Origin of the sequence: Pontivivens insulae (assembly GCF_900302495.1) — a bacterium.
GTDB classification, from domain to species: Bacteria; Pseudomonadota; Alphaproteobacteria; order Rhodobacterales; family Rhodobacteraceae; genus Pontivivens; species Pontivivens insulae.
Genome location: NZ_OMKW01000003.1, coordinates 126,906 through 140,275 on the forward strand (window position 1 = coordinate 126,906; position 13,370 = coordinate 140,275).

12 protein-coding genes and 1 riboswitch are annotated in these 13,370 nt (G+C 59.5%); of the genes, 4 read left to right on the forward strand and 8 right to left on the reverse strand.

Features of this window, described 5'->3' with window-relative positions; genetic code table 11:
* Positions 1-201: 201 nt before the first annotated feature.
* The 4 genes from POI8812_RS11130 to metZ form a co-directional block, all read right to left on the reverse strand.
* Complete coding sequence (locus POI8812_RS11130; RefSeq protein WP_108782675.1) at positions 202-1,785, reverse strand: 5-guanidino-2-oxopentanoate decarboxylase; 1,584 nt, start codon at positions 1,783-1,785, stop codon at positions 202-204.
* Entirely contained in the window at positions 1,785-3,233 is a 1,449-nt protein-coding gene (locus POI8812_RS11135) for a TrkH family potassium uptake protein (protein WP_108782676.1), read from the reverse strand. Before POI8812_RS11135 ends, POI8812_RS11130 begins: the two co-directional genes overlap by 1 nt.
* A gap of 153 nt (positions 3,234-3,386) precedes the next feature.
* Positions 3,387-4,022: a GTP cyclohydrolase I FolE gene (gene folE, locus POI8812_RS11140; RefSeq protein ID WP_108782677.1), complete on the reverse strand. Its 636-nt coding sequence runs from the start codon at positions 4,020-4,022 to the stop codon at positions 3,387-3,389.
* Positions 4,023-4,238: 216 nt separating this feature from the next.
* Positions 4,239-5,414, reverse strand: a complete 1,176-nt coding sequence (metZ, locus tag POI8812_RS11145) for an O-succinylhomoserine sulfhydrylase (protein ID WP_108782678.1) — start codon at positions 5,412-5,414, stop codon at positions 4,239-4,241.
* 34 nt (positions 5,415-5,448) lie between these two features.
* A riboswitch (SAM riboswitch) is annotated at positions 5,449-5,528 on the reverse strand.
* Between the two features lie 135 nt (positions 5,529-5,663).
* On the opposite strand from metZ, the gene POI8812_RS11150 reads away from it, so the two are divergent.
* The 4 genes from POI8812_RS11150 to POI8812_RS11165 are packed head-to-tail and all read left to right on the forward strand — an operon-like array spanning position 5,664 to position 9,278.
* A complete protein-coding gene (locus POI8812_RS11150; RefSeq protein WP_108782679.1) occupies positions 5,664-6,374 on the forward strand; it encodes a glutathione S-transferase N-terminal domain-containing protein in 711 nt (236 codons plus the stop codon).
* Entirely contained in the window at positions 6,371-7,867 is a 1,497-nt protein-coding gene (gene glpK / locus POI8812_RS11155; protein ID WP_108782680.1) for a glycerol kinase GlpK, read from the forward strand. The genes POI8812_RS11150 and glpK overlap by 4 nt, the downstream gene beginning before the upstream one ends.
* Positions 7,864-8,763, forward strand: a complete 900-nt coding sequence (locus tag POI8812_RS11160; RefSeq protein WP_108782681.1) for a DMT family transporter — start codon at positions 7,864-7,866, stop codon at positions 8,761-8,763. The genes glpK and POI8812_RS11160 overlap by 4 nt, the downstream gene beginning before the upstream one ends.
* Before the next feature lie 53 nt (positions 8,764-8,816).
* The gene (locus tag POI8812_RS11165; protein WP_108782682.1) at positions 8,817-9,278 is read left to right on the forward strand and encodes a protein-tyrosine phosphatase family protein; all 462 of its coding nucleotides are present in this window, start codon (positions 8,817-8,819) and stop codon (positions 9,276-9,278) included.
* Here POI8812_RS11165 and POI8812_RS11170 read toward each other — a convergent pair.
* The 4 genes from POI8812_RS11170 to POI8812_RS11185 form a co-directional block, all read right to left on the reverse strand.
* Entirely contained in the window at positions 9,275-10,243 is a 969-nt protein-coding gene (locus POI8812_RS11170) for a cupin domain-containing protein (protein ID WP_108782683.1), read from the reverse strand. The genes POI8812_RS11165 and POI8812_RS11170 overlap by 4 nt on opposite strands.
* Before the next feature lie 158 nt (positions 10,244-10,401).
* A complete protein-coding gene (locus POI8812_RS11175; protein WP_108782684.1) occupies positions 10,402-11,181 on the reverse strand; it encodes an ATP-binding cassette domain-containing protein in 780 nt (259 codons plus the stop codon).
* A gap of 1 nt (position 11,182) precedes the next feature.
* Positions 11,183-12,304, reverse strand: coding sequence for an ABC transporter permease (locus tag POI8812_RS11180; RefSeq protein WP_108782685.1), 1,122 nt, complete (start codon positions 12,302-12,304; stop codon positions 11,183-11,185).
* A 105-nt stretch (positions 12,305-12,409) separates the two neighbouring features.
* On the reverse strand, positions 12,410-13,360 hold the full coding sequence (locus POI8812_RS11185; RefSeq protein ID WP_108782686.1) for a sugar ABC transporter substrate-binding protein: 951 nt from the start codon (positions 13,358-13,360) through the stop codon (positions 12,410-12,412).
* Positions 13,361-13,370: the final 10 nt, after the last annotated feature.

A 13,370-nucleotide genomic window follows, 5' to 3' on the forward strand; every position in this document is an offset into this window, starting at 1 on the left:
CGGCTCAAGGCCGGGAAGTGCGCATGGACATGAGCCCGATACGATCAATTCGAATAGCGCCGTTCAGAGGGGTGGCGCAGTCGCGCCGCCCCGTGGGGGCGGAACGGCGCGGCGCAACAGTTCCTGTTGCGCGGGTGAGTTGTTCTGAGCGGTGCGGTCATCGGGTAAAGAGAACGGCTGACCGACAACCCTCAGCCCTGCTTAGTCCCCAATCTCGGGCGTCACGCGGATCAGCGTCGGACCATTGGCCCGCAATGCCTCTGAAATCGTTCCGGGCAATTCAGCCAAAGTATCAGGCTGCTTGAAATCAATGCCATAGGCCCGCGCCAGAAGCCCGAATTTGGGGTTCTTTGCGATCACATTATTGGGCGCGATCTGCGCCTCGATCATGCATTCCTCAATCTCGGCCAGTTTGCCGTTGTCCCAGAGCAGAACAGCCAAAGGCAGCTTGCGCTCGGCGAGCGTACCCAGTTCCTGAATGGTGTATTGCAGCCCGCTATCGCCAACTATCGCGAGCACCGGACGATCGGGCATCGCGACCTTCGCCCCGATCGCGGCAGGCAGACCATAGCCCAGCGTGCCATAGCCGACCGGATGAAACCAACGCCCGCCCTTGCGCAGGCCCACAACCTCTTTGGCGAGGTAGGCAAGCTGCGTCATATCCGACAGCACCATCACATTGGAGGGCAGCGCCTCCACAAGTGCCGGAATGATCCGCGCCGGGCCTGGGCGCTCTGCCAAGGCAGTTGAGACGAGCCATTCGCGCGTTTGTGTCACTTCAGAATGCGACCAGCGCGAGAATGGCGATTTCAGCTTACCAATCAACGCATTGGCAAAGGCCGCAGCATCCGAGACGATGGGCAGCGCGACGCTGTGTAAATCGTCAAAACGTGTCGGGTCTATATCGACACGGATCAGAGGGCAATCATGGCCCAATGTGTCGCGCCAAAGATCCGTCTCCGCCAACTCCGTGCCAATCGCCAGCACCAGATCGGCAGTCGCAAAAACCTCTTTGCTGCCGGGCCGCGCAAGCGTCGCGCCTAACGAGAGCGGATGATCCTCGCCCAGCAGACCCCGCGCAGCATAGGTCGGGAAGAAAGGGACGCGGGCCTTTTCCACAAGCTCGGTCAGAGGGGCCACCGCATCACGGCATCCGCCCCCGATCACCAGAACCGGGCGCTTTGCCGCGCTCAACATCTCGGCCACATCGGAGATCTGTCCGGGCTGTGCCATCGGGCGTCGCGGCAGCGCACGCGGGGTCGGGGCCGGATCTGCGGGCGCCCCGATGACATCGAGCGGCACCTGAATATGAACCGGGCGGGGTCGGCCCGCCGCAAACATTGCAAAGGCGCGGTCAAGCAATTGCCACATGCGTTCCGGCGTATCGGCGGTTTGCGACCAGGCGCAAACGGCGCGCGCAGCCCCTTCCTGATCGCGCAACTCGTGCAAGCGGCCCAGCCCACGTCCCTTCTCGGCACTGGGGAGCACAATCGAGATCACGATCATCGGCACGCTGTCGGAATAGGCCTGTCCCATTGGTGTCATGATGTTCGTCAGGCCCGGGCCGGAGATCACAAAGGCAACACCGGGCTTGCCGCTGGCGCGCGCATATCCATCGGCCATGAAGCCCGCGCCCTGCTCGTGCCGCGCAAGGACGTGACGCAGACCAGCCTGATGCAGACCGCGATACAGCTCAATATTATGAACGCCGGGGATGCCAAACACATCGGTGATGCCGCGCGCCTTCAGCGCGTGGGCGATCTGAACGCCAAGGGGTCTTTGCATCAGCCTCTCCAGAAAGCGACGGTGAACAGGACATAGACGCTCATCAACTCGAGTCGTCCAATCAACATGGCAAAGGCCAGAACCCATTTTGCCTGATCTGGCAACCCACTGAAATTGCCCGCAGGTCCGATTTCAGGGCCAAGACCGGGGCCGATATTTGCGATTGCCGTTGCGGCACCCGAAACTGCGGTGACCGTATCAAGCCCCATTAGTCCAAGAATGATGGCAATCGCGCCGAGCGTCAGGATGAACATGACGAAAAAGGCCATGACCGAGGACATCACATCCTCACTGACCGGCCGCCCTTCATATCGTGGCGGAAAGATGCCTGAGGGTGAATGCAGACGGCGCACTTGCGAGCCGACCGCCGCCACGAGCAACTGGAACCGGAACACCTTCACCGAACAACACGTGGATCCCGCGCATCCCCCAATCAGGCCGATCAGGAAGATGATTGTGACAGGGAATGCGCCCCAAAGCCAATAATCGTCGCTGGCATAGCCTGTGCCAGTCATGATGGACGTCGCATTGAACAAGGCCTTGCGGAATGCAGGCTCGCTTGCTTGTCCATTTTCAAAGATCTGCCACAGCGCCAACAGGGCCACGGCCCCGGTCAGCAGGCCCAGGAACGCATGTATCTGCGTGTCGCGAAAGAGCGGCTGAGCCGTGCCGGCCACCAGCTGAACATACCGCGCGAAAGGCAGGCTCGCGAGGATCATGAAGACAACGGCGATGTATTCAGCGCCCCCCTCGAATGCGCCGAAGGAGGCATTTTCCGAAGAAAAGCCACCCGTGCTGACTGTGGTCATAGCATGGGTGATGGCCTCAAACAGGCCCATCCCCGCCCAGCCATAGGTCAAAGCACAAACGATTGTGAGCGACAGGTAGATCCAGAAGATCGAGCCCGCGATCTCTGCGGCGCGGGGCAGGATCTTTCCGAATGTATCGAAAGCCTCGGACCTGAAGATCTGCATGCCACCGACTTTCAACATCGGCAGGAAAGCGAGCGCGAACACAATGATCCCAACGCCCCCCAGCCATTGCATCATCGCGCGCCACAGGTGAATGCCGTCAGAGAGCGGGTCGAGATCGGCGTAGATGGTGGAACCTGTCGTGGTCAGCCCACTCATCGCCTCAAAGAACGCGTCGGTATAGCTGACCGGATTCGGGCCGATCCACATCGGGATCGCACCAAAGATCGGAAGCGTAAGCCAACATGCGACCGTCAAAAGAAAGGTTTGCTGGATGCTAAGCCCGCGCGTCCGGCTGTCCTGACAGGTCAGGACCAAACCAACGCCCATCAGAACGGTCACAAAGGCCGAGATTGCAAAACTATCTGCAGCCGGATCGCCATGCCACCAATCCACCATGAAGGGGAGCAGCATGGCCACGCCCAGCGCGAGGATCAACAGGCCAACGACATAGCCAATGGGACGCAAGGAAATCATGGGTCCGAGCCTTCGCCCCCCCTGCGTCCAGTGTCAAGCGAGGGCTGCAACCGCAGATCCAGCGAGAGTTCGTGCGAAAAAAGTAGAAACGCCGCACAAAAACCGTGCGGCGTTCATGGGTCTTGCAAACACTCGACTACAGGTGTGCTCAGCTCAACTCATCCGGTTGGTCGGGTTGCCAATGACGGACAGGAATTCTTTGCGTGTCGCGGGATCATCGCGGAATGCGCCAAGCATTGTCGACGTCACCATAGAAACGCCCGGCTTGTGAACGCCGCGGGTCGACATGCAGTGATGCTCGCCTTCCAGAACCACGGCGACACCATGCGGCTGGAGCGTTTCCATCAGCACCTGCGCCACCTGCGCATTCATCTTTTCCTGCACCTGCAAACGCTTTGCGAAGGCGTCGACAACGCGGGCCAGCTTCGAAATGCCGACAACGCGCCCATTGGGGATGTAGCCGACATGGGCCTTGCCGATGATCGGAGCCATGTGATGCTCGCAGTAGCTCTCAAACCGGATATCGCGCAGCACAACCATTTCGTCATAGCCCTCAACCTCCTCGAAGGTGCGTTGGAGCATTTCAACCGGATCCTCGTCATAACCGCGGAACCAGTCGCCATAGGCCTTTGTCACCCGCTTGGGTGTGTCGAGAAGGCCCTCCCGCTCGGGATCATCGCCCGCCCATCGAAGCAGCGTGCGCACGGCCTCTTCAGCCTGCTCGCGCGTTGGACGGGCCACCGGGGCGTCATCGCGTTCCGTGTTGAATTCGGGATCATGGGCGTTCATGTGGTCTCTCCTGAGACGACTGGCCCCGTGCCAGTCTTGTGTAGTGTGCTTACGATAGCCTTTTCGCTTTGGATCAGGTGTTCCGTATTTGCGTAATTACCACCAAGCGGCGGAAAAAACTGCATCAAATAACGCTCAATACTGCGTGATTAGCGCCATTTGCACAGCATCGGGAAACAAGCGCTCCAATACCGCGACAATCTGCCCCCGCTCAAATCAGACGGCACTCAGCGCCTGAGAAAGGTCACTGATCAGGTCATCTGCATCTTCTAGGCCGATAGAAATGCGGACAGTCCCTGGCGTAATGCCAAGGGCCAGACGCTGATCCTCGGTCAGGCGTTGGTGGGTTGTGGTGGATGGGTGCGTCAGGATCGTGCGCGCATCGCCAAGATTGTTGGAAATCACACCGACCTTCGCCGCATTCAGGAACCGGAACGCCTCCTCCTTGCCCGCGAGCTGAACCGCCAGCATCGTGCCGCCGGTCTCCATCTGTCGGGCGCTTACCTCATGTTGAGGGTGATCGGTCCGTCCGGGATAGAGAACTTGCGCAACCGCATCATGTTCAGCCAGGGCATCTGCAACCTTAGCCGCCGTTGCGGCCTGCGCGCGCACCCGCAAGTCGAGCGTTGTGAGACCGTTGAGCATCACCCATGCATTGAAAGGCGATAGCGCGCCGCCAGTATGCTTCAGATAGGGTTCTAGGGTGCCGCGAATATAGTCTTCGGTCCCCAGAACCACGCCCCCCAGACAGCGGCCCTGCCCGTCAATATGCTTGGTTGCAGAATAGATGACGACATCAACACCAAGATCAAAGGCGCGCATGAAGACCGGCGTCGCGAACACATTGTCGGCGACAACCAGAGCACCTTTCGCATGGGCAATCTCGGCCACCGCAGCAACGTCAATGACCTCTAGCACCGGATTGGACATGGTCTCAAAGAATACCAGCGTCGTATCATCGCGGACAGCCGCACGCCATTGATCAAGATCGGTCCCGTCCACAAAGGTGACCTCGACACCAAACCGGGGGAGCAGGTTCTCAACAATATGCAGGCAGGAGCCGAACAGCGCTTTGGAACTGACGACATGATCGCCCGCCTTCAGCATCGAGAACAGAGCCCCGTTCACCGCAGCCATCCCGCTGGCGGTCGCGAAAGCGGCCTCTGCCCCTTCGAGCGCTGCAATCCGATCCTCAAACGCGGCGACGGTCGGATTTCCGTAGCGGGCATAGATGAATTCATCGTCGCCCAGCTCGATGAAGCGCGCCTCAGCGGCCTCGGCCGAAGGGTAGACAAAGCCCTGGGTCAGATAGATCGCCTCAGCCACCTCGCCATATTGCGAACGGCGAGCCCCCGAATGCACCAGTTTGGTGCGCGTGTTCCAGTCAGTCATGGGATATCCTTTTCCCCTAGCGCGAATGATCGGCCCCGCGCGGGGTCCGACCTCTTTAGCGGCTTGTTTTACGTGGCCCGCAATCCGGTTCTACAAATCGCCACGGCGTGACTGATAGGCCCCTGCGTCCCAGCGGTCAATGCGCCGATTGTGCCCTAACGCAAATGTGCAAGGGTCAAGTCCACGGCAGGGGCTTGCAACTGCTGACCCATAGGGCAAATTACCTGCAATCATGTCGGGAGGGACATTATGAGCGCTGCAATAGAACTCTTTTTCTGGCCGACGCCAAATGGCTGGAAGGTGTCCATTGCGCTCGAAGAGATGGGTCTGCCCTACAATCTCAATCTGGTGAATATCGGTGCAGGGGATCAGTTCAAACCTGACTTCCTCAAGATTGCACCGAACAATCGGATGCCTGCGATCATTGATCCTGATGGGCCAGATGGCGCACCGATTTCGATCTTCGAAAGTGGGGCGATCCTGCAATATCTGGCCCGCAAGACCGGGACATTCTGTGGCAGCACCCAGCGTGAACGGATCGAAGTCGATCAATGGCTGATGTGGCAGATGGGCGGACTGGGCCCGATGGCCGGACAGGCGCATCACTTCCTTAAATATGCCCCCGCAATGGATCCGCCAAATGACCTGGCCTACGCGAAGGATCGCTACCGCAGCGAGACAGCCAGGCTCTATGGCGTGCTGGACCGACGGCTTGCAGATCGCGAGTTCGTAGCAGGCGATTTTTTCTCAATCGCGGATATGTCGATCTGGGGATGGGCCTCGTTGTGGGAGGGGCAGCAGCAAACCCTCGAAGACAAACCAAACATGAAGCGCTGGCTTGAAGCGGTGGGCGCCCGTCCGGGTGTCATTGCAGGCCGCGCCCTTGCCGCAGAAAAACGCGGTGATTTCAGAAAAGAGAAGGACGCCCAGAACGTCCTCTTCAAAGGAGGCAAATCATGAAAAGCGGACAGCACATCCTCGCCCTAGATCAAGGAACGACGTCTAGCAGGGCGATTGTCTTCGATGACAAATTATCACCCGTCGCGACCGGACAGTACGAGTTCACCCAGCATTTTCCGCAATCGGGTTGGGTCGAGCATGATGCGGATGAGATCTGGGCGACCACCCAGCGTGCGGTGAAAACGGCGCTGACGGATGCGGATCTGACCGCCAGCCATATTGCCGCGATCGGAATTACGAACCAGCGGGAAACCGTTGTGCTGTGGAACCGCGAAACCGGCGCACCTGTACATAAGGCCATCGTCTGGCAGGATCGCCGCACGGCAGAGACCACTGCCCGGCTGAAAGAGGAAGGGCACGAGGCCACCGTGACTGAGCGAACTGGCCTGTTGCTCGATCCCTACTTTTCCTCGTCCAAGCTGTCTTGGCTGCTCGATCACGTCGAGGGCGCGCGCGCCGATGCGGAGGCAGGCAAGCTCGCCTTCGGAACCATCGACACCTGGCTGATCTGGAAGCTCACAGGCGGCGCGCGTCACGTCACGGACGCCACGAACGCCGCCCGCACCATGCTCTACAACATCCATGAGGGCCGTTGGGACGCTGAGATGCTGGCCATGTGGAACATCCCTGAAGCGATCATGCCCGAGGTGCTCGACAGCGCGGCCGAGTTCGGCATGACCACAGGCGAGACCATCGGTGCACCGGTCCCGATCCGTGGCGTGGCGGGTGACCAGCAGGCCGCCACGGTGGGGCAGGCCTGTTTCGAGCCGGGGATGCTCAAATCCACCTACGGCACGGGCTGCTTTGCTTTGCTCAACACCGGCGACACAGCGGTACGCTCGCAAAACCGGCTGCTGACCACCATCGGGTATCAAATCGGCGGCAAGCCGACCTATGCCGTGGAGGGCTCGATCTTCGTTGCGGGTGCAGCGGTGCAATGGCTGCGCGACGGGATGAAAATGATCGAAAGCGCTGGTCAGACGGGCAATCTGGCCGATGAGGCTGACCCACATCAAAACGTATATCTAGTTCCGGCATTCGTAGGACTTGGTGCGCCCTACTGGGATGCGGAAGCCCGCGGCGCGCTCTATGGCATGACGCGCAACACTGGCCCGGCAGAGATTGCCAAGGCAACGCTCGAATCCGTGGCCTATCAGACACGCGACCTGTTTGAAGCGATGAAGAAGGATGGAGCAGCCACCGGCCAGACAGTCCTGCGCGTCGATGGTGGCATGACGGCGAGTGACTGGACGATGCAAGCCCTTGCCGATCAGCTTCAGGCCCCTGTGGACCGCCCGGTTGTGCGCGAAACGACCGCACTCGGTGCTGCTTATCTAGCTGCAATGCAGTCGGGTATCGCCGGTCGGCCAGATGAATTCGCGAAAGGTTGGCAGCAAGAGCGGCAATTCGCGCCTAAGATGGCCAAAGCAGACGCGGACGCGAAATATGCAGGCTGGCTGGACGCTGTGCGCCGAACCCTGTCGTCCACATGAGTAAAGGCGCCTCCCATACGTTGAGGGAGGCGCGCTCCACCCACCTTTCGGGCATCGGTCTGCGCCTGTTGGCCGCATTCCTGATCACGGCCATGTCGGCGGCGATCCATGCGGTCGCCGATAGACTGCCGGTTGGGCAAATCATGTTCTGGCGGGCCCTGCTGGCCCTTCCACCCATCCTGATCTACATGCTGTGGCGCAACGAGAGTTTGCGCACCGCCCACCCACGACTGCACATCACGCGCGGGGCGTTGGGGGCGATCTCAATGGCTTTGTCATTCCTTTCCCTTGCCTATCTTCCCGTCGCGAATGCGCAGGCGCTGGCGTACCTCGCGCCAGTGCTTGCCCTGCCGCTCGCCGCACTCCTCTTGGGGGAGCGCCTGACCCTGACCGTCATCTTGGCGGCTGCTCTTGGCTTTGGCGGTGTCCTGGCGATGTTGTGGCAGGCGCTCGCCCTGCCCGGCGATGGCGCGGCGATCGGAGTGGCGGCGGGCTTGGCCTATGCCTTCACCATGGCATTTGTCCGCGTCCACACAAAACGCATGACCGTTACGGAAGGCAGTTCAACCATCGCCTTCTACTTCGCAATCGTCGCCGCGGCGTCGGGCCTAGTGACGCTTCCTTTTGGCTGGCAGCCGTTGAGCCTTACGAGCTTTACATGGCTCACCCTTGCAGGCCTGCTGGGCGGCGTCGGGCATATCATATCAAATGAAGCGACCGCACGGGCACCTGTCAGCACGCTTGCCCCGTTCGACTTTACAGGACTGATCTGGGCGCTCGGTTTTGACCTGATCTTGTTCGCGACACTGCCGTCAGGGCTGGGCTGGCTTGGCATCGCTCTGATCACCGGTGCCGCCTTGCTGATAACATTTCGTCCACCAAAGCAAGGTGGGTGACCGGATGTGAGTTTAAAACTGCGCCCTCAATTGTCTGAACACAGGGATCGAATATGCAATTTCAAATCCACACCATCGCAGCAAGCCCCGGCGCAATCGGCATTTCTGCCCTGCCGGGTGCTGCGGATGTCGGCACGATCGCAAAGTGGGGCGCAACCCTTGTTCTAACCATGACCACAACGGCAGAGATGCGAGCACCACTCGCTGGAGCACTCTCGGAGCACAAGATCACGTGGGAGCACTTGCCGATACGCGACTTCGGCGCACCCGGTGTTGATGTGGAAGCGCTCTGGAGCAATGACGTTTCAGCAAAGGCACATTCCGTGCTTGATGCAGGAGGACGTGTCCTGTGCCATTGCCGCGGCGGATGTGGCCGCTCTGGCATGTTCGCCCTGCGCCTTTTGATCGAACGTGGGGAAGAGCCTCTTGCCGCACTTGCGCGCATCAGAACCGTGCGGCCCTGTGCGGTAGAGACAGAGGCCCAGTTCGACTGGGCCTCTAAATTACTGACTTAGCGCGCAAGCGTCGGTCCTGCCGGATCATCGTTCGAGCGGACCCGGTAGAGGCTCGCCTCGCCCGTCATAGACGGCTCCACCGAATGAGCGACGCCAGCGGGGAACAGGCAGGTATCGCCGGGATTCAGAACATCGTGGCCGCCATCCCAGGTGACTTTCCAATGGCCCCGCATCGGCATCAGCACCTCGTTCTGATCAACGGTGTACTGCCCGGCAGGCGCAGAGCTGCGGGACAGGAAATCCACATCAAAACCCGGCTTATCGCGCAACAAAGCATCCGCGCCGATCACGCTCGCCGGTTGTTTGTCGCTGAGCGCCATAAGGTCCCAGTAGCGCGCAACGTAATGCGGTACGACGTCCAGCGTCGTGGGTTCGGGGAATGCGCGCAGTTCGTCATCACTCAGCACTGGCATCGGGCCGATGCCATCTGGCAAAATAGCCCCCTTCTTTGTGTCATAGAGCGAGCCATTCTCACCCAAGACGAGCCCATGCGCTTGCGCATCTTCGATGACCTGCGGCGCCCAGATCACGCCACCTCCGGCATCGTCGCCACCAAGGATGGCCATGATCATCCCGTAATCTGTGCCGATATTCTCGAACCCACGGAAGATCCCCGTTGGAATATTGAAGATATCACCTTCTTCGAGCACGACCTCTCCCGCATCGCCCCAGCGGCCCCAGAAAAAGCGCCAGCGTCCTTTCAGGACAAAGAACACTTCGGCTGTGCGGTGCGAATGGAGCGAATTACGACATTTCGGCGGCTGACCGGCCGCGCCGATGTTGAAGCCGGGCGTGTCACGAATATGGACATGCTGATCCGGGCTTTCTGACACACCGCCACCAATGATCGTAAAGTTCTCTTTCTGGTCCGACCCGGGCGTGTGGGCGTCGATAAATGCAGTCTTGCATGGCACCAACTCACCGTAGCGAACAATGCGGGGCGCGGCGGATTGTGTCTCTGTCATGGGATCCTCCAACGGGACTCGGCCCGGTTTCGCACCATGCTAGAGCAGCTGTGCATACCTATGCAAACAAATTTGGAGCTGCGACACTTTCTTCTCAAAAACACTTGGGGCGCGGAAGATATGTCCCGCGCCCCAAAACCAATAGAATGCCCCGCGACCTAGACTGTGCCGCCAAGGGATCCTTCCAACGTGGCGAGCTCTTGCCCGCCAGCCATCAGATCCTGCAACTCCTCGGGCGTCACGTCCCCGCGTGTCGCGGTTCCGTAAGTTGAGCCGCGATTGAGAACGGTGAAACGGTCGCCCACGGCCAGCGCGTGGCGAACATTGTGGGTAATGAATACGACCGCGATGCCCTGCTTGCGCACCTTATCGATCGTGGCGAGAACGTTCGACGTCTGGCGCACGCCAAGGGCGGAGGTCGGCTCATCCAGGATCAGAACCTTCGCGCCGAAATGCACCGCACGGGCAATCGCAACCGTCTGACGTTCGCCGCCTGAAAGGGTGCCGACCGCCTGATCGGGACCACGCAGGTTGATCCCCATTTTCCGCATCTCTGCCATTGTGACTTCATTGGCATATTCATGGTCAAAGAACGGGATACCCGCGATCTTTTTCACCGGCTCGTTACCCATGAAGAAGTTGCGGCTGACGCTCATCAGCGGGATCATGGCGAGGTGCTGGTGCACTGTCGCAATCCCGGCATTCATCGCATCCCTTGGCACGGCGAAATTCATCGGCTGGCCTTCAAACAGGATCTCGCCCTTGGTCGGTTTGTGCACGCCGGACATGGTCTTGATGAATGTAGATTTACCAGCCCCGTTGTCGCCCAGCAGACAATGACATTCCCCCGGATAGATATCGACGGAAACTCCGGCCAAGGCGATTACGGCGCCAAAGTGCTTCTCGATACTCTTCATCTGAATAATCGGTTGAGACATCTTACTTCTCCCCGGTGATGAGGCGGCGGATATAGGTGTTGAGGATCACAGCCATCAGCAGGATCACACCCAGGAAGACCCGGAAGAGGGAGCTTTCGACCCCCGCAAAAAACAGGCCCTGCTGCACCACGCCAAAGATCAAGGCTCCAAGAGCAGCGCCAATGACAGAGCCATATCCCCCGGTCAGCAACGCGCCCCCGATCACGACCGCAATAATCGCCTCGAACTCTTTCAGAAGCCCCCGATCCGCGCCGGCAGAGCCGAATTCCATCACCTGACAGGTGGCAAAGACGGTGGCGCAGAAAGCCGTAAACATGAACATCAGGATTTTGACCCGATCAACCGGCACACCAGAATTGCGCGCAGCCTCGGCATCGCCGCCCGCGGCAAAGATCCAGTTTCCGAACCGTGTCCGCGTCAACAGAATATGTCCGAAGATGATCAGCAGGAGTGCCCAGATCACCAGCATTGGCACGCCGTCGACCACAGGTTGACCCTGCCGGGAACCGCGGCTGAACGTCTCGATCAACCCCGCATCACCCAACCAGACAAACAAACCGTTCAGAACTTTGCCGCCGAACAGAGGTGCGAGCCAATCCCCCTCTGCCGCATCCGAAATTCCGCCGATGATGGTTTTGCGCTCGATCAGCTGCGGCAGGAAAATTGTGAAGCCGCGCAGGATAAACAGGAAAGCGAGAGTCACAATGAAACTGGGAAGACCGGTTTTGACGACGATATAACCGCTCAAACCGCCGATCAGCGTACAAAGCACGAAGGTTATGACGATGGCGAGCCAGATGGGCAATCCAAACGTCACGCCGAGAATGGCAATCGACATGCCCGCGAAGCCGATCATGGATCCGACGGAAAGATCGAACTCACCGGCAATCATCAGCAGGCAGGCCCCAACCGCAATGATCGCGAACTGCGCAGAGACTGTGCCCCAGTTCAGAAAGCCGGTCGGGCTGAACATGCCGCTATCCGCAGCAGTGAGAAGAAAGAAGGTAAAGACAAGAACGGTTCCGCAAATCCCGCCCAGCTCAGGGCGGACCAATGCGTTGCGCAGGCGGGAGCGTTCTTTGATCCGCTCATCACCGGCTGCGGATGGCGTCGACGTCGACATGGTTCAACTCGCGATTCTTTTAGGAATAAAGGTCCCGTTGTCGGTACGGAACGGCAGGACAGGGGCCAATCAAAGCCCCTGTCCTTTTTGGAACAAGCCTAAGGCTTAGCGGTACTCGCCCGCAAACTCTTCAACGAGAGTCAGACCGTCAGCGGTGACGAAGCCCGGACCGGAGTTGATGTTATTGCCGGGCAGAACGCCATAGCGGTGATAGTTCGTGAGAACGACAACCGGCAGGTAGGCCTGCAGGAACGGCTGCTGGTCAATGCCCCACTGGATCGTGCCCGCCTTGATACCCTCGACAATCTGCTCACCCAGATCGAACGTGCCGAAATAGATGTCGCCTGCCATGCCGTTTTCATCAAGCGCGAGAAGGGTCGGATCAGCAGAGGTCGGGCCAAGCGTCAGAATGGCGTCCGTGTCCGGGTTCGCATTGAGATAGGCAAGAACACGGTTTTTGATCTCTGCCGGATCCTGACCGGAATCGATCATCTGATCACCCAGATCGATGCCCAGACCATCTGCGAAGCCCTGGCAACGCTCGGTCGAGGACGGGGAGGAGATGTAGTGGTTCACGCAGAGGAAGGAGCCAACGCCATCGCCTGCTGCGCGCAGACCAGCCGCATAGCCCGCATCATATTCCGGCTGACCGACATACATCAGGGCACCAACTTCGCGCGCCTGCTCTGGCGTGCCAGAGTTCATGATGATCACGTCGATGCCCTGGTCGACGGCGGCCTGGATCGGGCCGGACAGAACATCATAATCGGACAGCGTGGTGATGATGCCATCGGGGCCGGAGGCGGCTGCCTGCTCGATGATCCGTGCCATGTCTGCAAGATCGCCGGTCGGCGGGTTGCGATACTCAACCTCAACGTCCATCTGCTCACCGGCGAGCGCGATGCCGTTTTTGATCGTGTTCCACCAGCTATCGCTATCGGGGGCGTGGCTGACGAGAACGTAGCGCTCACCTTCTGCGGATGCTGCAGATGCGGAGACCAGCGCAGCTGCGGCAACGGTCATCGCAAGCGTTACGTTCTTGCTAAACTTTTTCATGTGTAACCTC